This window comes from Streptomyces sp. NPDC002309 (assembly GCF_053593375.1).
Genome location: NZ_JBSFCI010000029.1, coordinates 46,913 through 70,101 on the forward strand (window position 1 = coordinate 46,913; position 23,189 = coordinate 70,101).

The 23,189-nt window shown below is 69.4% G+C and carries 22 protein-coding genes; 15 read left to right on the top strand and 7 right to left on the bottom strand.

From position 1 onward, the window contains the following. Window positions 1-109: 109 nt before the first annotated feature. Window positions 110-637, top strand: a complete 528-nt coding sequence (locus tag ACWCPM_RS23885) for a hypothetical protein (protein ID WP_450978276.1) — start codon at window positions 110-112, stop codon at window positions 635-637. Window positions 638-1,181: 544 nt separating this feature from the next. Here ACWCPM_RS23885 and ACWCPM_RS23890 read toward each other — a convergent pair. The 3 genes from ACWCPM_RS23890 to ACWCPM_RS23900 all read right to left on the bottom strand — a co-directional run bounded on the left by ACWCPM_RS23890 (window position 1,182) and on the right by ACWCPM_RS23900 (window position 4,167). Further along, complete coding sequence (locus ACWCPM_RS23890) at window positions 1,182-2,000, bottom strand: hypothetical protein (RefSeq protein ID WP_450978277.1); 819 nt, start codon at window positions 1,998-2,000, stop codon at window positions 1,182-1,184. A gap of 87 nt (window positions 2,001-2,087) precedes the next feature. Beyond that, complete coding sequence (locus ACWCPM_RS23895) at window positions 2,088-2,774, bottom strand: DUF488 family protein, N3 subclade (protein ID WP_450978278.1); 687 nt, start codon at window positions 2,772-2,774, stop codon at window positions 2,088-2,090. A 361-nt stretch (window positions 2,775-3,135) separates the two neighbouring features. Then, window positions 3,136-4,167 (bottom strand): hypothetical protein, encoded by a 1,032-nt coding sequence (locus tag ACWCPM_RS23900; RefSeq protein WP_450978279.1) that lies wholly within the window; start codon window positions 4,165-4,167, stop codon window positions 3,136-3,138. An 851-nt stretch (window positions 4,168-5,018) separates the two neighbouring features. Here ACWCPM_RS23900 and ACWCPM_RS23905 point away from each other — a divergent pair. The 5 genes from ACWCPM_RS23905 to ACWCPM_RS23925 all read left to right on the top strand — a co-directional run bounded on the left by ACWCPM_RS23905 (window position 5,019) and on the right by ACWCPM_RS23925 (window position 10,185). Beyond that, complete coding sequence (locus ACWCPM_RS23905; protein ID WP_450978280.1) at window positions 5,019-5,315, top strand: hypothetical protein; 297 nt, start codon at window positions 5,019-5,021, stop codon at window positions 5,313-5,315. A 286-nt stretch (window positions 5,316-5,601) separates the two neighbouring features. Then, a complete protein-coding gene (locus ACWCPM_RS23910) occupies window positions 5,602-7,194 on the top strand; it encodes a transposase (protein ID WP_450978281.1) in 1,593 nt (530 codons plus the stop codon). Beyond that, window positions 7,191-8,318, top strand: coding sequence for an AAA family ATPase (locus ACWCPM_RS23915; RefSeq protein WP_450978282.1), 1,128 nt, complete (start codon window positions 7,191-7,193; stop codon window positions 8,316-8,318). Before ACWCPM_RS23910 ends, ACWCPM_RS23915 begins: the two co-directional genes overlap by 4 nt. Next, a complete protein-coding gene (locus ACWCPM_RS23920) occupies window positions 8,315-9,070 on the top strand; it encodes an AAA family ATPase (protein WP_450978283.1) in 756 nt (251 codons plus the stop codon). Before ACWCPM_RS23915 ends, ACWCPM_RS23920 begins: the two co-directional genes overlap by 4 nt. Further along, window positions 9,067-10,185 carry a hypothetical protein gene (locus ACWCPM_RS23925; RefSeq protein WP_450978284.1) on the top strand — a complete coding sequence of 373 codons (1,119 nt, stop codon included), beginning with the start codon at window positions 9,067-9,069 and terminating at the stop codon, window positions 10,183-10,185. The genes ACWCPM_RS23920 and ACWCPM_RS23925 overlap by 4 nt, the downstream gene beginning before the upstream one ends. A 124-nt stretch (window positions 10,186-10,309) precedes the next feature. Here the strand turns inward: ACWCPM_RS23925 and ACWCPM_RS23930 are convergent, their stop codons facing one another. Further along, window positions 10,310-11,014: a hypothetical protein gene (locus ACWCPM_RS23930; RefSeq protein ID WP_450978285.1), complete on the bottom strand. Its 705-nt coding sequence runs from the start codon at window positions 11,012-11,014 to the stop codon at window positions 10,310-10,312. 271 nt (window positions 11,015-11,285) lie between these two features. On the opposite strand from ACWCPM_RS23930, the gene ACWCPM_RS23935 reads away from it, so the two are divergent. The 3 genes from ACWCPM_RS23935 to ACWCPM_RS23945 are packed head-to-tail and all read left to right on the top strand — an operon-like array spanning window position 11,286 to window position 14,736. Continuing rightward, complete coding sequence (locus tag ACWCPM_RS23935) at window positions 11,286-11,882, top strand: helix-turn-helix domain-containing protein (protein ID WP_450978286.1); 597 nt, start codon at window positions 11,286-11,288, stop codon at window positions 11,880-11,882. 23 nt (window positions 11,883-11,905) lie between these two features. After that, window positions 11,906-14,005: a hypothetical protein gene (locus tag ACWCPM_RS23940; RefSeq protein ID WP_450978287.1), complete on the top strand. Its 2,100-nt coding sequence runs from the start codon at window positions 11,906-11,908 to the stop codon at window positions 14,003-14,005. After that, the gene (locus ACWCPM_RS23945; RefSeq protein ID WP_450978288.1) at window positions 14,005-14,736 is read left to right on the top strand and encodes a helix-turn-helix domain containing protein; all 732 of its coding nucleotides are present in this window, start codon (window positions 14,005-14,007) and stop codon (window positions 14,734-14,736) included. Before ACWCPM_RS23940 ends, ACWCPM_RS23945 begins: the two co-directional genes overlap by 1 nt. Window positions 14,737-15,127: 391 nt before the next feature. Here the strand turns inward: ACWCPM_RS23945 and ACWCPM_RS23950 are convergent, their stop codons facing one another. Beyond that, on the bottom strand, window positions 15,128-16,180 hold the full coding sequence (locus ACWCPM_RS23950) for a hypothetical protein (protein WP_450978289.1): 1,053 nt from the start codon (window positions 16,178-16,180) through the stop codon (window positions 15,128-15,130). Between the two features lie 176 nt (window positions 16,181-16,356). Here ACWCPM_RS23950 and ACWCPM_RS23955 point away from each other — a divergent pair, with 176 nt between their 5' ends. The 6 genes from ACWCPM_RS23955 (at window position 16,357) to ACWCPM_RS23980 (ending at window position 20,705) form a co-directional block, all read left to right on the top strand. Continuing rightward, entirely contained in the window at window positions 16,357-16,620 is a 264-nt protein-coding gene (locus tag ACWCPM_RS23955) for a helix-turn-helix transcriptional regulator (protein ID WP_450978290.1), read from the top strand. 177 nt (window positions 16,621-16,797) lie between these two features. Then, a complete protein-coding gene (locus ACWCPM_RS23960) occupies window positions 16,798-17,673 on the top strand; it encodes a DUF6083 domain-containing protein (RefSeq protein ID WP_450978291.1) in 876 nt (291 codons plus the stop codon). After that, window positions 17,670-18,146 carry a hypothetical protein gene (locus tag ACWCPM_RS23965; RefSeq protein ID WP_450978292.1) on the top strand — a complete coding sequence of 159 codons (477 nt, stop codon included), beginning with the start codon at window positions 17,670-17,672 and terminating at the stop codon, window positions 18,144-18,146. Before ACWCPM_RS23960 ends, ACWCPM_RS23965 begins: the two co-directional genes overlap by 4 nt. After that, a complete protein-coding gene (locus tag ACWCPM_RS23970; RefSeq protein ID WP_450978293.1) occupies window positions 18,143-19,603 on the top strand; it encodes a UvrD-helicase domain-containing protein in 1,461 nt (486 codons plus the stop codon). The genes ACWCPM_RS23965 and ACWCPM_RS23970 overlap by 4 nt, the downstream gene beginning before the upstream one ends. Window positions 19,604-19,677: 74 nt before the next feature. Beyond that, window positions 19,678-19,824, top strand: coding sequence for a hypothetical protein (locus tag ACWCPM_RS23975; RefSeq protein WP_450978294.1), 147 nt, complete (start codon window positions 19,678-19,680; stop codon window positions 19,822-19,824). A gap of 230 nt (window positions 19,825-20,054) precedes the next feature. Continuing rightward, window positions 20,055-20,705 (top strand): hypothetical protein, encoded by a 651-nt coding sequence (locus tag ACWCPM_RS23980; protein ID WP_450978295.1) that lies wholly within the window; start codon window positions 20,055-20,057, stop codon window positions 20,703-20,705. A gap of 42 nt (window positions 20,706-20,747) precedes the next feature. Here the strand turns inward: ACWCPM_RS23980 and ACWCPM_RS23985 are convergent, their stop codons facing one another. Together ACWCPM_RS23985 and ACWCPM_RS23990 are read right to left on the bottom strand one after the other, a co-directional pair. Further along, entirely contained in the window at window positions 20,748-22,280 is a 1,533-nt protein-coding gene (locus ACWCPM_RS23985; protein ID WP_450978296.1) for an ISKra4 family transposase, read from the bottom strand. 70 nt (window positions 22,281-22,350) lie between these two features. After that, window positions 22,351-22,893 carry a hypothetical protein gene (locus ACWCPM_RS23990; protein WP_450978297.1) on the bottom strand — a complete coding sequence of 181 codons (543 nt, stop codon included), beginning with the start codon at window positions 22,891-22,893 and terminating at the stop codon, window positions 22,351-22,353. Window positions 22,894-23,189 lie beyond the last annotated feature (296 nt).

Here is a 23,189-nt window from a genome sequence, read left to right on the forward strand (position 1 = left end):
GCAGTGGCCCAGCATGCGTCGGTTGATCTCAAACGGCGACTGTCTCGGTATACATGACGACGACGGCGCGGCAGGACGACTGGGGACTGCCCTGTGCTGAAGAAGGCGGGTGGACGAGACGCTGCGTGTGGTGGTCGCGGCCGGAAACGGCATCCTACGCGGCCTTGCTGAGGCTGGCGCCCCGGCATGGTTCCGGGTCCGGAGCGCAGCAGGGCTGATTGCAGACGGTGGGCAAGGAGGGGCGGGCATGGGCAGAGAACCAATGGCGCAGGCGCAGTCGAGCGGGGTGACGATCACCTACGACGCTGACGGCACACGGGTGGTGTCGCGGCTGCTGCCGACGAATGAGGAGGGCCAGCGTCTTGAACTGGTCCATCGGATTCCCGATGCCATCGAGCACCTGTACCCCCCGCGGCCGATCGAGGACGGGCCCCTCTTCGCGGGCAAGATCGGGTTCACCAAGGAGCCGAATCAGATCTACGACGCGCAAGTTGTGTACCGCTGGGCACCGCGACCGCGGATCGACGTGCACGGGACACGGCCCGCAGCGAGCTCAGACCTCTCGTGGTTCGAAGCGGCCTCGAGAGCCGGAGGCATGTGGTCGACTCTTCCCGGCATCGCGATCACCGCTCGATAGCGGAATCATCCCAGCTCCGCCGGAGGTACAGACTGACCCTGACAACGCGGACGTAAGCATCGAGCGCCAAATCGATGCAGAAGTCGGCGATGGCTGTCAGTTGGACCAGGTCACCTGCCTATTGCCCAACGGCTGGCCCACGGAACGTGGCACCGGCATCTGTGATCCCCACGATCTCGCTCACACCTGGTACGGCAGGACCACGGCCGAGGGCGACGGCTGCCGTCTACACGACCGCTTCGCAAGAAGAGTGCTGGGCGGTGAGTGGTTCGACTTCACAGACGTCGCAGACCCCGTCGCAACGATCGCGGAAGCCGCGCGAGGTCTGTTGAAGAACGCCAGAGTCGTCGAGCCCTCGACGTGAAGAAGGGACATGAAGCTAACAAACGGCCCGTCCATCGGAAACAGCGCCTGGGTGTGCCGACCCGCGATCGGAAGGGGCGGCGCACTGCGGAAACTGCTCCGGGCGCGTTGGCCAGGGCGATCGCGAAGGCCGCTAGATCGTCACTGTGTTCCACAGACCGTTCGAAACAGGAGCTGCCCGCTATACAGGGAAGAGGTCTTCCTGAACGTAGTCGGCGATGGTGCGCAGGGGATAGGCCAGGCCGAGCAGCATGAATGTGCGGGGGCGGGCGGCGATGTTGCCGACGAAGGCGTGGACGGCGCGTTCGGCGGTGAACATCCGGGTCAGCCAGCGCTCGTAGAGCTTGTTCCGCACCTGCCCAGGACCGTAAGTGCGCAGGAACTTGCGGTACGACTCGCCGGCCTCCCAGTCCTTGAGGTGCATGTCGTGGCCGGGGCAGTCGCCATCCGAGCAGGTGAAGGTGTAGCGCAGTTGCACCGGCACCCATTCCAGGCGGGTGAGGTCCTGCTCGAACAGGTCCATCTGGTCGGCCAGGGCGGCCTTCGAGTCCGGCCACGGTTCGGCATCCGTCAGTTTAAGCCGGGGGAGGGAAGGGAGCCGGAAGAGTCCCAGCGAGGTGTTGCGGAGTTCTTGCTCGCGGCGTATCACGCACAAGGACGGCGCCACCAGAGGCCGCAGGTACTGCCAGCGCCTGCCCCAGCCGTCCGCGGGGGAGAGGCGGTCGGTGACTTCCAGCGTGTCGAGGATGGGGCGCAGACTTTCGGGACGCCGGTCACGCCGGTGGGATTCGACGTCGACTTCGATGATCGAGTACTTAGCGAACTGCGCGTCCTGTTCCAGGAGCCGGAAGGGGACGGGGAACAGGCGCACATGCTGCGGCCGGCCGAGATCGAGACGGACACCCGCCACACAGCTGGTCTCCTTGTACTTCGAGGAGAGCTCCGGATACGTCTTGACCGTGATCATGATGCGGGCCCGCTGCCGTCTGCTGTCCACCATCGCCTCCCCAGCCCGATGTGACACCTCACGGCCAGATTGGACGCAACCACGCAGTTTGTTAAGAGGGCACACCACTCGGTGGAAGGCTCAGGCCAGTGCAGTGACTTCCACGTCGCAGTACTGCCGGATCTCCTCGATGACCACCGTGCGATGGCAGCGCTGGGCATCCTGTTCGAAACAGAGCACCGCCACCCGCGACGTGCCAGCGAGCTCCGCGAGTTGCGTGAGTTCGGTGCAGGCCTCCTTAGCCTCCAGCAGGCTCCGATAGCGGGCCTGGCCCTCCTTCAGCCGCCCCTCCCAGAAGGGGGCACGGTTGTCCTTGGGATTACCCAGGGCCCGCAGATGCACGTACTCGACCCCGGCCGCGTGCAGGGCCTCGCGCAGACGGGTCTTGCTGAAGCCCGGCTTGCGGCTGATCGGTGTCAGACGCACATCCACCACGGCATCGATCCTGGCAGCCCGCACGGAGGCGACGAACGAGTCGATGTCCCGGCCCTCGTACCCGGCCGACCAGATCTCCCGGGTTCGCCCGGCACCGTGGAAAAGATCGTCCAGGCTGACCTCAAGCGCCGCCGCCAAACGGCCGACGGTGAAGAAACCCGGCTGGACGGGACCTTCGCTCTCCAGGCGCACCAGCGTGCGGGTGTGCAGACCCGCCTCCTTCGCCAAGCGCTCCCGTGTCCATCCGCGCGCCTCACGCAACGCTCTGATCCTTCGGGCCAGTTCCTGGGCCTGCGCTCGTTCCTGACGGCTTGCAACCGGTCGACCTGCCATGGCCAGTGATCCTAACTTCCATTTGAATGGAAGTGCGAACCGGCGCCCGCAGCCATCAGCGTCGACCCCCGCAGCCGACCACCCGCTACCGTGCCCGCGGGCCGAGACGAGAACGGAGGCTCTCGTGCAAGGCCACGTCCGCTATAAGGCCTGCGTCCTCGGCAGCGTCACGGGCGGCACGGCAGGCGGGTGATCAAGCCGGTGCGTGGGTGATCCGGCATCCAGGAGCAAGATCGCCTCCATCGTGAGCAGGTCGGCGTGGAAAGGGGACCCGCCCGCCCAGGCGCCGGGCACGCCTGCCAGGGCATCGGCTGTCGGTGTGCGGCTGCGGGGAGGGCTGCACCCGCACTCGGCCCCCGGCTCAGCCCAAGTCGTCGAACAGCATCTGCTGGGAGACGGGCGCGGAGCGGGGCCGGGGGAGTGGACGGGAGGGGTCCGGGGGCGGCAGCGGACTGCCGTGCTGGCCGTCGGTCAGCACGTGGCGACAGGCGTCCCGCAGCACCGGCAGCTCGTGGCGCGTGCCGAGGAGGCCGAGGAAGTCCTCCACGCTCCAGTCGATCAGCGCGCCCTGGCGCGAGAGGTACAGGCCCACCGTCTCGATGGTGTGCTGGTTGCTGTAGTCGAGCAGAAGGTAGCCGGCGAGCTGGTAGATCTCTGCGCGGCTCATGCGTTCGGGCCGGATGGTGGCTTTGCAGTCGATCAGGGTGTTGTCGAGGATGAAGTCGGCGTCCGCTCCGCCGACCTGCAGGCTACCGTCGAACACGGGGCCGCAGATGCGGGCGTTGACGGGCAGGTGACGCAGGTCCTCGAAGGGGCCCGGCCGGGCCGCCAGGTCCATCTGCTGCCGGATGTCGTCCACCACGTAGCCGGCGACAGCATCGATGAGATTGTCCAGGGTCGCTTCGGGAGTGCAAGCCCCCAGAGTGTTGCCGCGCATCCAGCCGCAGTGACGGAAGATCGCCTCGAAGCTGGAGGCGACATGACACAGCCGGATGAGCCGGTCCTCCTCGGCGTCTGCCAGGCGCAGAGGCTGCCCCGCGTCGCACTCGTACCGCGCGAGCTCCTCCACCATGGCCTCGCCGGCCATCTGCACGGCACGGATCACCTCCCGGCTGGGCCAGCCGTTGTCGTCGAGAACGGCCCGCACGATGCCTTCCCTGATGGGGGACCCGGTTGGCGCGCCGAGGGAGATGCGTAGGCGGTGGTCGATGGTGTGGCCGAGCATCCGGTATTCGGGCTGCATGCCGGCTTCCGCCTGCGGCTTGAGCGGTGCCGGAAAGCGGGCTAAGCGATTGCGGTAGTCGGCCAGGACTGCTCTGGTGTCGGGAAGTTGCTCCGACAGAAAGCGTGAAATGGCGGACTGAGGTTCCTTGAGATGGGAGGTGAGACTCATGAAGGGCATCTTGGAGGACCGCACTGACAGCGCATCCGAGCCGAAACCTTCCTGCGGTAGATGCCTCAATGCATTTCAAGCCGAGCTCAGCCCACGCGTCCGCAAGTCCCACTCTTCTGACCAGCAAGGGCGGGTGCGACCGACTGCTCGGCAGTGTCCGGAGGGCGAATTAGAGCCAATCGCTATGGGCTGGAGCAGAGTTGGCCGCTCCAGCCGGTAATCGCCTGTCAGACCTGAGCGCTAGGTTTCTGTTGTCCTGCGTCGGCACACAGTCAAAGAATGTCGTGCTCATGCTCAAATGGGGTGCGGCCGAATGAGTACTCGCGAGTAGGCTAAAGGCGTCCCGTCGGGGAGTCGCATTCACCGCTGGCTGAAAACGAGTTATAGACGGCAAGGTGGCCTGCCCGTTTGCTTCAGCGGTGCCGGAAGGGCGGTTCGCGGTGGCTGAACTCCTACCTTTCGTCAGCGTATTTCGAGGATCCGGGACGTGGGGCCATAGCTCCCACCTTCGGCCGGCGTGACCGCCCGTTGAGCCGACCGGTGGCGGCGGTCTCAAGGGTGTGAAATGCCTGAAATGCGCGGCCATTTCAGCGTCGACCTGAACTCGTTCCGTCAGATGCCTGCCGACCTAAGGTCCCGTACGTCGGAGCCCACCCGGATCCCGACCAACGCTCAACCAGCCCACCAGGCAGCCGCATTGAGCGATCCGTACCGCACAGCGCCCGCTGCGACGCGGTGCTCCTCAACCCGAGAAGGCACCTTCCAACCCGCACGCGCAGGCCCACACCAACGTCACATGAGCTCTCGGAGAAGAACCTCACATGGGATTCGGACGGCTAGGAGCCAGGGGAATGCCCGCGGCCATAGCCCTCACCACCACACTCGACGAACTCGCCGAGGTCACCAACCCTTACCGAACACCGCCGCCTGAGCGGCCGAGGAACAACCTGCTCTACCTGACCCGCTCCCGCACCGGCTACACGATCATGCAGGACTGCGGCATCCGCATGGACCGCTGCATGATCGCTGCCTGGCTCGCTGAAGAACGTATCCCCGCAGCCGATCAGCAGCGACGTCTTGAACGCGCCTTCCGACTGCGCCGCAACATGGCAGTCAGCCTCACCCGCCGGCTCAGCGCAGACGGCTGACTCAGCGTGGAGATCTACCCCGTCGATCAGAGCGAGGTGGACCCCCAGCACCAGCGCGTGGCGCTGGCGTCACGAGAACATCTTCCGCTGGGACGGCATCGTCGAGGCGTGGTCGCGCAGCGACCTGCATGAGCTGACCCATCGATGGCAGTACGTCATCAGCGACCTGGATTCCGACTGGCGCTAGGACGAGTACGTAACTCACCTCGGCTTCTGGGCCTAACCGCCCCGGCCCTATCGCCGCTGCTGCACCCGTGCTCACACCTGGAGAAAGGAATCGTTCCCGGTGGCGCCCCCAGACCCCGATACCCTCTCCGACGATCCTGCCGAGGCGGCCCGCCGACGGCGCGAACGCGACGAGCTCATGGCCCCCGCCATCCGGGCCCTGCTGCAGCTTGCTGAGCGCGGTGAACTGACCACCGCCCATGTCGGCCTGTCCGCCCACACCCTGGGCGTCCATGTCCGCACCGTGTGGCGCAACCTCGCCCGGGCCCGGCTCGACCAGCCCCTGCGCCGGAGCCGGGAGCGGTTCGAAGTCACCGACCACATCCGCACCCTGCTGGCCTACCACCGCGGCAACGTCAAAGCTGTCCACGGCGAACTCGTCAAGGATGCCGACAAAGCCGGCTGCGAGCCGGTGAGCCTTTCCACTCTGCACCGCGCCATCAAACGCGACCTGACCCCAGGCGACCTGGCCGGCCTGCGGGCCGGACTGCCGGCCTCCCGAAATCACGACCCGCACCTGCGCCGCCCACCCACCGCACGCAACGAGGAATGGGAAGGCGACCACAAACAAGCTCCCGTCTGGGTGTCGGCCGACGGACGGCTGGTCAAACCGTGGGTGACCTGGTTCTGTGACTGCCACACCGGCATGACCATGGGCTGGGCCGTCACCGCGCACTTCCCGCACCGCGGGTCCATCCTGGCCGCTCTGCGCTCCTGCATCCTGCGGGAGGGTTCCTACGGCCCGGCTGGTGGACTGCCCACCCGAATCCGGATCGACCGCGGCAGGGACTTCCTCTCCAGGGCCGTGCAGGAGGCCCTCGGCGTCTTCGCCGTCCAGGTCGATGTCCTGCCCGGGTACACGCCGCACCTCAAAGGCAGCATCGAAAACCTCAATCGTGCTGCCACCAGCATGTTCTTCTCCACTCTGCCCCGCTACGTCCATGCCCAAAAGCTCGACAGCCGCCGCCGGGTGGGGGAGAAGGACCCCGCGCTGACCTTCGAGGGATTCGTCGAACTGTTCTCCAGCTGGGTGCACCAGCGCAACACCGAACACAAGATGGCCGGCTACGGCGACATGACCCCGCTGGAATGGTGGAACAGCGACCCCACCCCGATCCGCGACGTACCCGCCGAAGACCTGCACGCCTTCCTCCTGGAAAGCGACCGCTCCTCCCGGGTCATCCACGGACATGGCATCCGCTTCAACGGCCGCGACTACATGGCCGGCTGGATGACCGGCCGCTCCGGCACCCGCGTCCACATCCGCTTCCAGCCTCACCACGCCCGCGAGATCGAGGTCTTCGACGCCGACAACCGCCGGCACCTGGGAACCGCCTACCTCGCCGACGAGGCCAGTGAAGAGCAGATCGAAGAGGTCTACGAGGCCCGCGCCGAACGCGCCCGCCAACTTCGCCGCGACCTGCGCAAGGCCGAAGCCCTGCGCCGACGCCGCTTCAAGGCGGTCACCACCGCCGGCCCCGCTGTGGCCGAAGGGGCCATGACCCGTAAACAGGCCGCCATGGAACTGCGCAGCTTGCGCCCCCGCCGCCACGCCGACGACCTGCCCGCCGACTACATGCCCCGCCGGATCGTCCCCTCCAGCAGGTGGGCCGTACCCGATGCCCCTGCCTCTCCGCCCGAGGAGAACGCATGACCACCCCGACCACCGCCGTCCCCGACCCGCCCCCCGGCCGGGCCACCCGGATCATCCACGGCCACGGCATCCGCTACAACGGCCCCACCTACACGGCAGCCTGGATGGCCGCTCACACCGAGCGCGCCATCCGCGTCAGCACCCGAGGCCCCGACACCGTCGACGTGTCCGACGCCGCAACCAGCCACCTCCTGGGAACCGCCCACGCCCAGCAGCCAGCCGACCCAATCCGGCCCGCCCACTGCGACCCTGCCCGCCCTAACTCCCCAACGACAGCGAAGGACACCGACGTGCCCGTATCCGACCAGCCGACACCGCTCCGCCCCGACGAGGACGAAGTCGTCGGCGAGCCCGACTTCTACCTCAACCTCGCCGACGCCCGCATCGTCGCCACCGAAGCCCTCCTCGAGGCCAGCGAGAACATCGCCGACACCATCGAAGCCCGCGCGATGTCCTGCATCTACGGAGACGCAGGCCTCGGCAAGACCTTCTCCGTCCTGGCCGCCCTGAAGGAAGTCTCCGCCGAACGCGTCCTGCTGCTGCAGTTCCGCTCCCGCCCCACCCCGCGCGACATCCGCCAGGAACTGTTCAACGAACTCCATCTCGAAGGCGAACCCCCCTCGCACCCCAGTGAGTTCGACCGCCTCCTCAAACGGAACCTGGCCCGCAAGCCCTACGTCCTGGTCTGCGACGAAGCCCAGCAGTTCAGCCGTGAATGCTTCGAGTTCGTCCGCCACCTCTGGGACACCGGCAAAGGAAAGAACCGCCCCGCCGTCCTCTTCGTCGGCGGCGAAGAGGCCTACAAGACCCTCTACAGCGAACCCGCCCTCGCCTCCCGCATCTACATCTGGCAGGAATTCGCGCCGATGGAGGCCGACGAGGTCCAACGGAACATCCCCCTCTTCCACCCCGTGTGGGCGGACGCCTCACCCGAACTCATCGACTACACCTACGAGGAGGGCGCCGGCGGGACCTTCCGCGTCTGGTCCAAGATCACCTACCACGTCCTCGAAGGCATGAAGCGCCGCGGCCTCAGCAAAGTCGACGAGACCATCGTCCGCTGGGCCATCCGCCGCGCCCTGCCCCACCGCCGCACGAGCCGCCGCCAGAAGGACGCGGGTTGAGCGACCCCACGAGCCCGCCGCACTACCTCAACCTGCCCGGCGCCCGCACCGTCAACACCCAGGCGGTGCGGGCCGCCGCCCGCACCCTGGACGCCGCCCTGCACGCACAGAGCATGGTCTGCCTCACCGCCGAAGCCGGCGTCGGCAAGACCTTCACCCTGCACCTGCTCTGCGAACGGCGGCCCGCCCTAAACGTGCTGCGACTGCTGCCACGGCCCCAGGCCCGCCCCGACGACCTGCGCCGCAACCTCTACCACGCCCTCAGCCTGCCTGGCGCCCCACCCCAGGACGCCGGCATCTGCGACGACTACCTCCGTCACGCCCTGAGGCAGCCGCACCGCCTCATCGCGGTCGACGAGGCGCACCAACTCTCCCCCTCCTGCATCGAATACCTGCGCCACCTCCACGACGACCCCACCCCACAGGTCACCATCCTGCTGCTCGCCAGTCGGCCCCGTCTCAAAGCCCTGCGCTCCCAGCCGACCCTGATGAGCAGGGTCACCACCTGGCACCACCTCGAACCGCTCGGCGAAGACGAACTCGGCACCGTCCTGCCCGCATTCCACTCCCTGTGGCAAGACATCCCAACCACCGTTCTCAGCAGCCTCGATGGCCAATGGGCCCACGGCAACTTCCGCCGCTGGGCCGCCCTGACCCACCAGCTGCACACCAGCCTGCGCCGCCACCCCCACCAACCACCCGACCCGGCAACCCTCCTGCACCGCCTCAAGCCCAGGACCCACACCACATGACCTCACCTGCCACCACACCGGACGACGCCCACGGCAAGTGGACGCCACATTGGTCACCTGACCACACCGATCCCGCACTGCCGCCGATCACCCTGATCACCGACCCGCACGACCAGACCGCCCACACCACCACGGCCCTCGCCGCCCACCACCCCGAACACGGCCGCATTGCCGTCCATCCCACACCTCTGGCCACCGCCCCCGCCTACCTCGCCCACGACCTCATCCGCGCCCTGGGCAAGCACCTGCCGCCCCCCGAAATCGACCCGCCCTGGTGGATCGGAAACGCCGACGACTCCTGGCGTGTGGCCGTGGCATGGACCCACGCCCTCGGCATCCGCCACTACATCGTCTGCCGCGCTCACCGCATCACCAGCCGTCATCTCGAGCACCTCATGGCCCTGCGTGAACGCACCCGCATCCGCCTCACCCTCATCGTCAGCGGCTCGACCCCAGCGGCCCTGGCCGACACTCTCAGCGCCGTAAGCCACCAAGAAATCGACACATTCGAAGCAGCCCGCCACCACCTGCACACGGCCGACCACAGCACTCCGCCGCCCACCGACCGCTACCCCTGGTGGCAGTCCGCTGCGTTCCCGGTCCCCGACGACGAGCCGTGGTACCAGCTGCCCCCGCGCCCTCGCCGCCCGGCCGGGCGGCCCGGCGAAGTCAACACCAGCACCCGCGGCACGCCCACTCGCCTTCCCTCACAGGACAGCCCGCCGCCTGCCACAGCCCTCACCCCCGCACAGCACGACGTCGTAGCACAGCGCATCCACAGCCGCATCGCCCACCCCGTCCACGCAGCTGCCGTCGCCATCCGCGCCCTGACGGGCTACGAAACCGACCAACTACCGCAACTCACCATCCCCACACCGCAACGCCCGCATGCCGACCTGCCCGCTTGGGCTCGCCTCCTGCACAACGCCGCCCGCATCTACGCCGAACTCGATAGCTCCATCCGCCCCGACCTACCCCAACATCTCTCGGGCGCCGACAGGGCCTTCCGGCTGACGGCATGGGACAGGAACGACGTCGCCCACGCCACCGAGACCTGCCACCTCGTCGCCGATCCCACCGGCCGCCCCAAGCCACCCAAGAGGACACGCCGATGAGCAGCTTCCCCGCTATCGATGCCCCTGCTCGCCGCGCACCCCCTGCCCCGCCCGCCGAACGCGGCCTCCCGCGCTGGGAGCCCGACAGCCTGCCGCGCCCGCGATGAGGGGGCCGGCCTGCCGGTCACCCATCGTGCGGAGGCGGGGGCTGTGTCGGGGCGGCAGGGATGAACACCGCGAGGCACCGGAACTCGCCTGCTGGGCCCTCCAGACGCGAGTACGGACGCCAGGAGAGCGTGTAGGAGCCGCGCAGTACCCGGGTGTTGCCCGGGAAAGAACCGCCAGCCCACAGCAGCGTGCCGCCCAGCTCCCGGCCCTCATGGATGCGGAACTCTTCGTCCCTGGTGGGCGTACTGCGCTGCCGGGGACGCCACAGCGAGGCCTCGTTGGTGATGAGCAGCGCAAGCCCGTTCTGGTCCGCACGGTCACAGAAGCGCTCCAGCCGGGCCACGTCCCGCAAGAATTCCCTGCGTGCAACATCGGGTGCGTTGTGACCGCGCAGGGCGTAGTCCTCGGGAGGCAACCCGGCTGTGCCTGTCCACTGCCGGGTGACGTACTTGAATTCGATAGCTGTACGTCCGGCCTGCCCCAGGCACAGCAGGTCCAGGTACTCCGACGCATCGTTCCCACGCACCGGGATCTCCAGCCGGCACCTGACCTCCTCCCGCGCCGCCTCGCCGACCGCGAGAGCGAAACTGTGCTGGAGATCGGCCTCGGAGTGGAACACCGGCCGACGGGCCCGCAGGCACTCCAGGACCTCATCCAGAACGGCACTGCCGGCGATCGTCTCCTGGGCATCAGGCGGAGTTGAGGACATCGGTGCGGTCACCGTGCCATTGAAGCCTGCGGAGCCAACCCGCGTCAGCGGATCGCTGCCGCAAGGAAACCGGCAGGGCGGGACTGAGCTGAGCCTCCTGAGCCGTCCGGACCGTTGCTGAACGCAGGAACCGCAGGGCCCCCACCACTGGAGCCGGACGGGCGTGTGCCCCACTCGCGAAAGCGCCGGCAGCCCGGAGTTTTTTGACGCGTCTTCAGGAACTGCACTAGAGTGAGTCCGTAATCAGATAACTGAGTTCGCTTGAGGGGGTGAGGGAGTGGCCGTGCTGCTGACGACTGGGCAGGCCGCGGACGAACTCGGCTGCGGCATCACGACCTTCCGTCGCCTCGTGCAGGCTGGCCTGCTGCCGGGCCTGTCCCGCCGTGGCGTACGCGTCATGGTCCCTCTGGACACGCTCCAGGCCCTCGCCACCCGCCGCCGCGCCCCGCTGGAACAACTAGCCGCAGCGGAGATAGCGGTCCTGCGCGTGGATGTGGCCCGACCGGCACCGGAGCCCGACCGGCCGTGGACTGGCTTCGCCGCCACCCTCACTCCCGACGACCTGCTCAAGAGCCTGCGCGGCTGGTGGCGCTGCGACCCGGCCAGCGTGGCCGCCGGGGGAGTGCTGCCCGTGACGCTGTCGGGCTACGTCGTTGCCGTTCTGACCGGCCTGCAGCGGTGGGAGAAGAACTGCACTGGCCGCCACGCCTTCCCTCAGGCCCGCCTGGCCGGCTACGTCACCGACCTGGCAGCACCGCACAGCACTCTCACCTCCCGTACCGACGGCGACCAGCACCTCGCGCACCTGCTGCTCGGGACCCGGCTACCCTCCGACTCCGGCGGCCCGATCGCTTACGTCACCACCCACACCACCGGCTGAAACGCCGCGCAGAAGGAAGCCTCATGGACGCGCAGAGCTACAGCGCCACTCTCGCCGAGCTGCGCACCGTGCGGGACCAGATCAAGAAGACCCGGGCCGCGCTGGCGAAGCAGGAAGCGGACCGCGACAAGCTGGTCATCCAGCTGGCCTCCCATGCGAGGGCGAAGGCCGAACGGATCGCCCCGGCGGCCGGACTGAGCGTGGCTGACGTCGTCGCTCTCGCCCCGGCCCTGGCCCCTGACCACCTCGTCACGCCCGAGACCCCGCAGCCGCAGACCGCCGAGCCCGCCACCGCCCAGACCGCCCCCGAAGCGGCACGGGCACCGGCCCCGCCCCAGGACACAGAACCCGCCATGCCTCCCGCTTCCACCCGCCCCGTCCCGCAGGAAGCAGCGCCCCCGCCGCCCCCGGTGCCGCCCGCGGCCTCCGAGATTCTGCGCGAGCTGCCCTCCATGCCCGAGGACACCCACGGGGACAACTGGTTCACGCACAGCCCAGGGCTGGCCTCCACCCGGCCGAACTTCACCCAGCAGGCCCGTTCCACTGTCTTCCTCGACACCACCACCGGTGTCCTGGTCCACCGCAGTCAGACCCACCGCCTCGACCTGGGCAACGCCACGGCCGCGGACATTCTCACCGCTGTCTTCCGCACCATTCCCGAGGGCGTGGAGCGGATCTACATCACCGCCGGTGACCCCTGGCACCGCGAAACCGACCGCTACCCCTACCTCCGTGACGCCGTCGCTGCCTGGCTCAATGCTCCCGTTCCGGGCTGGCGGACCGACACCGGGCGCGGCCGAGACCGCATGGCCGGGCACTTCGTCCACGCCCGTCACCCCGTCGGCCGCTACCAGCGCGAGAGCGGCGACAGCCATGTCGAGATCCGTTCGGTGGGGGAGTGGTTCGACCTCGGCACGGACGACGATCCGCACACCGTCCGTGACGCGTTCGTCCTGCTGTGGCAGGCGCTGCGCCGCCACTGGCCGGACGCCGTGATCATGGGCTCCCCCTCCCAGACCGGCCGTGACCTGTGGACCCGCACCATCCCCGCCCGCGGCCAGTTCTCCGACGGCTTCCCTGTTCTGTCCGAGGAACTGCGCGGCCTGCTGCACGCGACCGCGGGCCAGGGCCGCAACGAACTGCTCACCCCGCCCCGCGTGCCCGAACAATTGCCCCAGCTCGTCGAGTACGACCGCACCTTCGCCTACGCCAAGCACACCTGGAAGTCGCCGGTCGGCGCCCCGCGCCGTATCGCCGGCGCGACGTTCGCCGCATGGTCGGAGAAGGAACAGCAGCGTGCCCTGTATGGGTGCGGGCACTGGCAGGTGCGGGTCACCGTTCCCGAGGGCTGGAACCACGTCGGCCTCCTGCCCGCCCCCGCACCCGGCGACCGGGCCTGGCACTACCCGGCCACCCCCGGCGCCACCTTCACCACCTGGGCCGGCGGCCCCGAAGTCCACACCGCCCTGACCAACCCCCTCGCCCCGTGGAAGGTCGAAATCCTCAACGGCATCCTCTGGGACGACGGCAAACCACTCGACGACTGGGCCAGGAAACTCAAGGAGACCTGGACCAACCTCTCCGCCCAGGCCCACTTCCAGGGCGAGGCCCAGCAGGCCCGCGCCGCGCACCTCGCCTCCCGCGCCGTGCGATCCATCCTGCTGTACGGCATCGGCTCCTTCGCCCAGCGCCCCCGCATGGTCACCGGCACCACACCCCGGGCCCAGGAACGCGACGTGCCCCCGGACGCCGAGATCATCGGCTTCGACGACGACCAGATCACCTGGCAAAAGCCCACCGGTTTCAGCCGTGACCCCAACGCCCACCCCGAATGGGCCGCCGCGATTTGGTCCGGCGCCCGCGCCGCCCTGCTCACCCAGCGCCACCGCGACGACAAGACCTACGCCGGCGCCCTCCACGTCCCGCCCGGCACGGTGGTTGCGTTTCGTACCGACGCCCTGTACCTCACCCAGCCCCAGAGCTGGCCGCACCATCACCAGCCCGGCGACTACCTCCTTAAAGGCAGCTTGACCGGCCCTCTGCCCGCCCCCACCACCGAAGAGGCCCTCCTCGCCCTGCGTGACGCCGGACGCGCCGCCATCGCTACTGGCCAGGAAGCCTGATGCCGCCCCGCCGACGCCGCAACCGCCCCGCGCCGCCGCGCCAGTTGAACGAAGCGGCACAGTTGGCCGACCGCCTCCAGACAGCCGGCTACACCAAACGGGACATCGCCCGCATCATCGCCCGCGACCCCTCCCTGGTCTCGCAGTTCTACACCAAGAACAAAGGCGCAGCCTTCGTCACCGCCCTACGCGAAGTCGTGAGCGCCGTCGAAGCAGGAGGCATCACCGACCTGCCCGAACTCGCCGCCATCGCCGCCCGCCACACCAGCCGCCGCACCACCGCCTCCGGCACCCGCGCCCGCGTCCGCAGCAAAGCCGTCCTCATCACCCCCACCGGCACCGGCACCGGCCGCGTCGCAGCCCAGGCCATCGCCTCTGGCTCCGCCCGCCTGCGCCCCCTGATCGCCGAAGCCGCCCGCCACGGCCTGCGCCTGGCCTTCACCGTCCGCCTGGCCAAGACCGGCTATCTGCACCCCTCCGGCAGCCGCACCGACTCGCCCGGCATCCGCCGCGACGTCACCCAACGCGCCGACCACACAGAGGAACGCTCCTACGGCTCCGCCCAGACAGGCGGCTTCGACGCCGCCGACTTCGCCGGCCGCGTCGACGCGGCCGGCGGCGACGTCACCGCCGCCATCCACCAATGGCTCGTCGAGACCGGCCGCATCCACCCCGACGCACAGATCGTCCACCTGGAAGTCCGCACCTGGCGGCCCGCCCCACGCCGCTGAGCCCTCAACACGCCGATCCCGCGCAGCTTTTGAGGGCCCGGCCACCACTGTGCGCGTCCGGGCAGGACTCTGCGTGTCAGGCGCCCGGCCGGGCGGGACCACCGCAAGGCCGGCGCGGGAACGCCTGTTGGCGGCCCGCGGGCCCGGCGGAAGGAACAGGGATACCGGGCGCTCTCTGCCAGCCCGTGTACCCGTGGTTTTTTCTTGCGGGCGCCGAAGAGAGAGCCCCGCCTACGTTGGCTTTGCGCCGCCGCAGGGGCTGGACGGTGCCGGTGGGCCGGTTCCAGGGAGACCCCAGGCGCTGAGAGTCCGGGTGTTCCTCGGCGTGGCGATATTACGGGTGGGAAGCCCTGCTTCCCCTGTGCACGACGCCTGCTCTGTGAGCGTGCCGCTATGGGCATGGGATGGGCGGCAACGGGCGCCGCGTGCCAGGCCTCGCCGTCGTGTGAGGCGTGAACGGTTGCCACGACACCTCGTCGGTGTCGCGATCCTGGCGCCACACAGCCAGCGCCCGGACCGCGATGAGCCGGTCGAGCAGTTCGGCCGTCTGCTGTCGCGAGTGCCCGCTCAGGTGGGTGAGCGCGTCCATGTCGAGGCGGCCCGCACCGCGGTCGGTGGTATGCGCGGCCAGGATGAGAATGATCAGCCGCAGTGCGGGCGGCGAGGCCGCGGACAGGCGCAACGGTGTGGGGTGCAAGGCCCAGTGGGCGCCACGGCAGCGTGCTCTGCGGCCAGGGATTTGATCCAGGACGGCGGCGTCGAGTAGCTGGACCACCGCTGGGGTGGACCTGAGGTCGGGGTATGTGAGCCAGGCCCCGTGAGCCAGCTCCTCCCAGACTTCTGAACGCCCGTGCAGCCGCATGCCGCGCAGCAGGCCCGCACGCAGACGAGCGCGACCGCGGGCATCGGCACGCAGCGCGCACTGGACGGCGAGCAAGCGGGCGGCGGGGGAGGTGAACTGAGGCAGTGCGGCGGCGAGATAGGTGAGCGTCTCCCGCACCCGCAGGCGTTCCTCTGACCCGAGCCGGTGCGGGCCGCGTGCAGGTGCCGGCGGGGCGGGGGAGCGCGGGCTGCCGAGCTGTGTGTCAGGGACGACGGCGGTGTGGCTGGTCGCAGCAGCGCATGCCGCGCAGGTGTCGGCGAGCCGCCAGGCGCGGCCGCCGCGGCTTTGAGTGAGGGCGAGCAGAACCGGGCCGGCACAGCCGCGGTGGCGCGGATGCCAGCGGCAGTCCTGGGCCCGGCACTGGCAGGTGCGCAGATGCCTGGGCAGCACGTCGGTGCGCGCGTGGCAGGCCAGATGGGCCAGGGCGGCGGACCGTGCGGAGGACGTCTCGCACGCAGGCGCGTGGGCGGTGCACTGGGCGCAGACGAGGGTGGGCCCGCCCGCCCGCGGGTGCAGTTCCACCGTCCAGATGCGCCGCACCGCGGCACCGCCGAGCCTCATCGGCCGACCGTCCTCCTGTCTGTCCGTATTCATGGAGCGCCGGAAAGCCTGCGGCCAGGCATTCCGGACGGACGCACGGTAGTGCAGATCCCTGCACCACGGTCGCGCGAGCCCGCGAGAAGAAAGTGCAGAAACCCGCACTGACGGGGCAGAGGTCTGCACCGTCGGATGGTGGGGTGACGATCATCCCGCCCGACCCCAACCTCAACGCGCTGCGCGTCGAACTCGTGCGGCTGCGGGGCGAGCGCGGATGGACCTACGACGAACTCGCCGAACGCAGCAACCTTGCCCGGCGCACCCTCATCGACCTCGAACACGGCCGCAGCACCGGGAACATCACCACCTGGCACGCCCTGGCCCACGCCTTCGACGTCCCCATCGAACACTTCCTCACCTCCCTGTGCGAGGGCCACCCCGTTCCCGGCGCACCCCAGCCCTGACCCGGCCGCACCGCCAAACCGCTCACCGGACGCGGAAAGAAATCACCCGCCAGGGCGAGAGGGAATCGAACGACTGATCCTCACCTCGGGCAGGCGTTCCCGCACATGGGGCCGATCGTGTGACATCCCCGAAAGCCGCCCCCGGCCGTCGGCGCGTTATCTGTCACGGTCGCCGCCATGCGCCCCCATGCCCTGCACAGTGACCGTCACTGGGACGGCAGCCCCCGCCACATCTCCCGCCGCCGCGGTCTGCAGATCGCCCCGACCAGCCCCAGCCGACTGCTCCGCGCCGGCCAGAGCGGCCGCTGCCGCCACTGCGGCAACCGCATCGAGTGGTACCCGCGCCACGACGACCGCCCCATCGCCCTGCACCCCGCAGAAGTCGCCACCGCCGACACCCCCGCCTCCAGCCGCTGGCACATCGGCGGCGGCATCGCCCACCCCCACGACGACGGCAGCGCATGGTGCCGCATCCCCCACGCCCGCCTCTGCCCCCGACAGCCTCCCCGCTCCCACACCGGCAGCACCACCCGGCTCACCGTGCTGCGCCGCGAACTTGCCGTGCACTCTCGCCGCCTGATCGACACCGGCGCCTTCACCCCCCAACCCCACACTCACCCCCCTGCTGCAACACCCGACGACGCCAGACAATCCACCCGCCCCGTCGTCCGGATCCTCCTCGTCAGCTACCTCGGCCACAGCCCCCTCGAAGACATCCTCTGCGTCGCCCAAACCCGCCAACGCCGCCGCTGCACTCACCCCGTCCTCACCCCGCACCACCCAGCGGGCCGCTGGAGACTCCTGCCCACCAGCCCCAGCCACGGCCAACTCACCCTCCCCGACACCACGATGGCCGTATACGACCTCAGCCACCTGCCCTACACCGACCAACTGCGCTGGCGCGCCCAGCACTGCCCCACCCACGCCACCGGAACCGCCCCCGATCTCACCCGCGCCGACTGGCAGGTCTTCGACCCCCTCCTGCACGCCACCCACATCCACCAGCATCTCCCGCACCCGCCGGCACCGAGCAGGAACAAGGACCGGCGATGACACACCACGCCATGGAGATCGTCCTCACCCGCCCCCTTACCCCGCAGGCCCTGCACCGCGCTGCCCGCGTCATGCCGCTCGCCGCCAACCGCGACGCCACCCACCTCATGACCCTGGTACGGGCCAGGACTCCCCACCGAGCCGTCCACCGACTTCGCCGCCGGTTCGACGATCTATTGCCCATCGACGTCATCACCACCCACTACCCGGACGCAGACCACAAGATCCTGCTCAACGTCGCCTTCCCGCCCGCCACTCACACCGCGCTCAAGGCTGAAGCCGACCGCGCGGCCCAAAGCCCCGAGCGATTTGTGGAACTGGCCCTGCACCGGGCCCTGGCCACGTACGCCGACCAGGAGACCGACCGCCTCGACCGCGCGGTGCGCCAGCTACTGGCCCACACCACCCCCGCCCATCTGCTGTCTGCCGTAGGGCACGCGCTGAGCCGACTCCCCGAAAGCCCCACGCCATGAAGCCGACCGACGAACAAACGGCCGCAGCCGACGCCTTCCACGCCGGTGACCACCTGGCCGTGCAGGCCGGCGCCGGCACCGGGAAGACCACCACCCTCGCCCTCCTCGCCCGCGCCACCCACCGCCGAGGCCGCTACCTCGCCTACAACCGGGCCATCGCCCAGGACGCTACCGCCCGCTTCCCGCGCAACGTCCTGTGCAAGACCGCCCACGCACTCGCCTACGCCGCCGTCGGCCACCGCTACACACGCCGCCTTGGCGCCCCCCGACGCCCCGCCTGGCAGACCGGACAAGCCCTGGGCATCACCAGAGCTATCCGCATCGGCGAACGCGAGGTCACGCAGAAGGCCCTCTCCAACGCCACCCTGCGCACCGTCACCCGCTTCTGCCACACCGCAGACGAGGCCATCACCCACCACCACGTCCCCCAACTGCGTGGCCTGGAAGGCACCGACCTCCACGGAGAACTTGCCGCCCACCTCGTGCCGTTCGCCCGCAAAGCCTGGGCCGACCTCCAGTACCCCGACGACCGCGCCGTCCGCTTCGACCACGACCACTACCTGAAAATCTGGGCCCTCACACAGCCGCACATCGACGCCGACTTCCTCCTGCTCGACGAAGCCCAGGACACTAACCCCGTCGTCGAACAGATCTTCCTCAACCAGCGTGACCACGCCCAACTCGTCATGGTCGGCGATTCTGCCCAGGCCATCTACCACTGGCGCGGCGCCAAAGACGTCATGACCGCCTTCGACGGCACCCGGCTCGTCCTGTCGCAGTCCTTCCGCTTCGGTCCCCACCTCGCGGCCGAGGCCAACCGCTGGCTCCACCTCGCCGACGCCCCGGTCCGCCTCACCGGCACTTCCTCCGTGCCCACCGCACTCGGACCCGTCACCCACCCGGACGCCGTGCTCTGCCGCACCAACGTCGGCGCCATGACCCAGGTCATGGCCCTCATGGCCGCCGGGCAGCGAGTCGCCCTGACCGGGGGAGGGGACAGCCTGCAGGCCCTGGCCCTCGCGGCACGCGACCTGAAGGAAGGCCGCCGCACCCACCATCCCGAGCTGGTCCTCTTCCCCTCATGGGGAGAGCTCCAGGACTACGCCGCCCACGACCCCGCCGGCCGCGACCTGCAGCCCCTGGTCAACCTCGTCGACAGCCACGGCACCGACACCATCCTCACCGCCGTCACCCGTCTCGTCCCCGAGCCGCACGCCCACGTCACCGTCTCAACCGCCCACAAGTCGAAGGGACGCGAATGGCACCAGGTGCTCATCGCCGACGACTTCGCCCGCCCCAAGGACAGTCCCGTCGACGCCGTTACAACCCCGCCCGACCCCGTCGACGAAGCCGAAGCCCGCCTGGCCTACGTCGCCGTCACCCGCACCCGCCAGCGACTCGACCTCGGCGGGCTCTCATGGATCCACGACCACCCCGATGGCAACCCCGCAGGCTGAAACGGCACATCTGGCCTGCTCGAAGGGCCGCACCCTCATCGCCGCAGCTCACGCGCACCACTCTTGACCCAGCCATGACCGCAACCCCATCAGTACGCCCGCGGAGACCTCCCCTCGCCGGCGACCACGGCGGATTCCAATTCCTCAACGACGTGGTGGAGCTCATCGAGGGAGCCCTGCAGATCATGGTCTGCGGCGACGTCAACCTGGATGAACCCTGATTCCAGGGCGCTGTGATCGGCAACTGGCGCCCCGACAGCGAAGGGAACCGCAGCGCCCTGTTCCCCTGGACTGGCTTGCCTGACGACATCGGGTGCGGTTCCTTTCAAGTGACGGCCGCGATCAAGTTGTGAGGTCATAGTTCCGCTGGTGGGTGGGTCAGGCGTCGTGCCGGAAAACCATGCGGCGGGGAACCGTGCTGCGTCGGGATACTGGGCGGGTGAGCGACGCCGTGGCTGAGTACGAAGCGGATACTGAACAGTTGATGCGAAGGGTCTACCTCGGCGTGCGCGAGGACAGCCTTGACCCGCAGGACGTTGTCGCTCTCGCGTGCGAACTGCTCGACTGGTTCCATCACACCGATGCCGTCCTGGAGGTCGTCGAGCGGAACCCGGCCGCGGTGCCGCAGGCGGAGATGACCGCCCTGGCCCGGCGCATCCTGGACGACGTGGGCTTCGATCCCGGCTTCGACCTCGCCCCCGAACGTCTGGAGACGTTGCGCGCCGCGCTGCGAATCGTGGCCCGCGACCTGCCCACGCGTGGGATCGAGGGCGAACCGGAGATCGAGATTCTGGAGGACTGGTTCCCGGTGGGAGCCGGTGTCCGCCTTGCCGACGGTGAACGGCTCAGCTGGGGCGGCCCCATCCTGCCGAACATGTGCGACGACCCGGCCATGGCATTGACCAGCCTGTCGATCCTGATCCAGGAGAGCCTGCTCGAACGGACCTGGCAGGTCTGGCCGGTGTGCCCCGGGCATGGCCTCGGCGTTCACGGCTCGGAGCGGGACGGTGCGGCCGTGTGGTGGTGCGCGGGAGATGGCGGACACATGCTGGCGCCGGTCGGTGAACTCGCGCGCGCTCTCGGCCGCCGTCGGCCCACGTAGGGTCGGCGGTGGGGTGCAGTTCGTTTCGGACGACCGCCGTGATCAGGCGGTGGGTGCGTGGTCCCGCTGGTCGGTTGCAGGGTAGAGGCGTTCGTGTTCGCGGGCGGCGTGGTAGCGCCAGTAGGGGTCGAGGTCTCCGTTGGAGAGGACGGCACGCAGTCGCAGTACGGCTTCCGCTGCGTGAAGGCCCCAGCGGGCGCCGGTGATGTCGAGGCGGTCGGCGATCAGGTGGCGGCAGGCGCCCTCGACCGCGCCGGTGGCGATCGGCCAGCCGTTTTCCAGCGCCGTGTCGTAGCAGAGCTGATCGAGGTGGCCGGTCAGGTAGCGGCCGCAGGCGTCGACAGCCTCGCGCCGGGCAGCCGGCACGTGTTCCCGCTCAGCCTGGCTGGTCATTTCGGCGGCGGTGTGCGCAGCCTGACCTGCGAGGATGGCGGTAAGACGGTCGGCGGCCCATGCTTCGGCTTCGGTGGTGCCGGGTTTGTGGAAGGCGTGGGCGGCGGCCCAGACGTACTCGGCAACGTGCACGAAGTCCAGCAGGACGTGGACCGTGACGCCGCGGCGGCCGGTCTCGGCACTGATCAGGTCGAGCTGGTGGCGGGCGCCGTCGACCAGCACGACCCACGGCCGCAGATGTTTCGGGTCACGGGCCTCGGCCTGGTCGAAGGCGTCGGAGATGACCTCCTCGGGCGAGCGGACCAGCGAGGCGGTGCACCACTTGTTCTCGGCCCGCGGTCCCGGACGGGCGGGACGCTCACGGCTCCGGCCGCCGGGAGGGTGGATCACGTCGTGCGGACGTCTGGGGGCGGGACGCGTATCGAAGACGCAGGCCACCGTCGCCATCCGCTTCCGGTTCGGCTTCTCGCCCGGCGCAAGCCGGCCGCGGTGACCGACCGCCGCTTTCGCGGCGGCCCGGCGGGTGGCCTCCCGCAGGGCCTCAGGCCGCATGACCACGCCCTTGCCGTCCGCCTGGATCACCAGCGGCATCGTGCGGCTGCACGGGATCGGGATCCGGGTCCGGTAGAAGCCGTCGACATCGACCGCGGCGGCGACCACGAGCTCTTCCAGTCGGCGTTTGCCGAGTACGTTCCCGCAGCGGCGCGTCACTGCGTCGTGGGCTTGGTCGAACGAGCCGCGGACGGCCTCGGTCACCGCGAGCCGCCGTAACCCCGTCGAGTGCCGGCCCATCGGCAGCGACAGCACAGCGTCGGCGGGGTGGACGTTGCCCACGCCCCGGCCCCGGTGGGCGACTCTGGCGACCCGGACCATCCCGAACACGGTGGCCAGCCAACGCGAGTGCCCGCTCTCGCGCCAGGACCGCACCCGGCCTTCCGGCCCCACCACAACCGGCCCGGCACCGGAACGAACCTGTCCCTCCTCCCGTGCCGCGCGCAGGTCGAGGTGGTCCTGTAGCAGCAGACGAAGCAACTCCCGGCCAGCCGCGTCGAGGTATTCCTCCAGCTCAGAGTGGTTCCACGTGCTCGCATCGCTGCCCGACAACGTGGTGGTCAGCGTCTCGAAGGCGCTGAGGGAACACGCAAAGGGGTCAGCGGTGGCATGAGTGTCGTACGGTGTCATCTCCAGGGCTCTTCCCGTCCAGCATCGATTGGGTCGCACCTTCGAATGTAGGCGCGGAAGAGCCCTGCTGTTAATGGGAGTTGGGCGAAATGGTCCCGCGGCGACGGGCCGGAGTGAACATGCCCGGGGTGTCCTCGTCCAGCCAGCCCCGTTCCACCAGCCGCTTCAGCTTCGCCCTCGTACCCTCGATCTTCCCGGTCTCGGCCGGCAGCCCGATCCTCGGCACGACCTGCTTGGCGCGGACCGGCCCCGGCGCGTCCGCCACCACCTCCACGATGTCCCGATACATCTGTGACAAGATCTCCGGCCCCATCCCGGGCTGCCAGTTCGGCACCGTCAGGACCCCGATGACCTGCCGCTCGGCCCCTGCATACGCCGACGCCATCAGCTCATCCACAGGCGCCTGTCCGGCATCGACGGCCGCCACCGACCTCTCCGGACTCATCTCCGCAAGCACCTCTGCGACCGTCTCCCGCGCGATCCGCAACCGCTCCAGCCCCTCCCTGGCCATCTCCAGCTTCCCGGACAGCTCGGCAAGTTCGGCTTCCAACCCCTCCACCCGAACCCGGGCAGCTGCCTCGCGCGCTTCCAACTCCTCGAACAGCGAGCCCATCCGCCACCCCTCCTCCACGACCACGGTAGAGACGAACGGCCCCGAACGCAGCCCCGCTCAGTGCTCTTCCAGCTCACCCCTTCCCTTCAGAGGAACCGCACCCGACGACATCTCTAGCGTGCGGTTGGCCGCACCGCCCTCAGGCAGGCTCGTTGGCGTTACGAGTAGCCGAGCGCTGCCGGAGGACGTGCCCCAGGGGCGCGCGGCGGGGGAGAGGAGGCGCCCTCGGTCGTGACGGCGGACTACGGAAACATGACCAACTCAAAGCGGTGCTTGGACCAACCCCGCATGTGGTC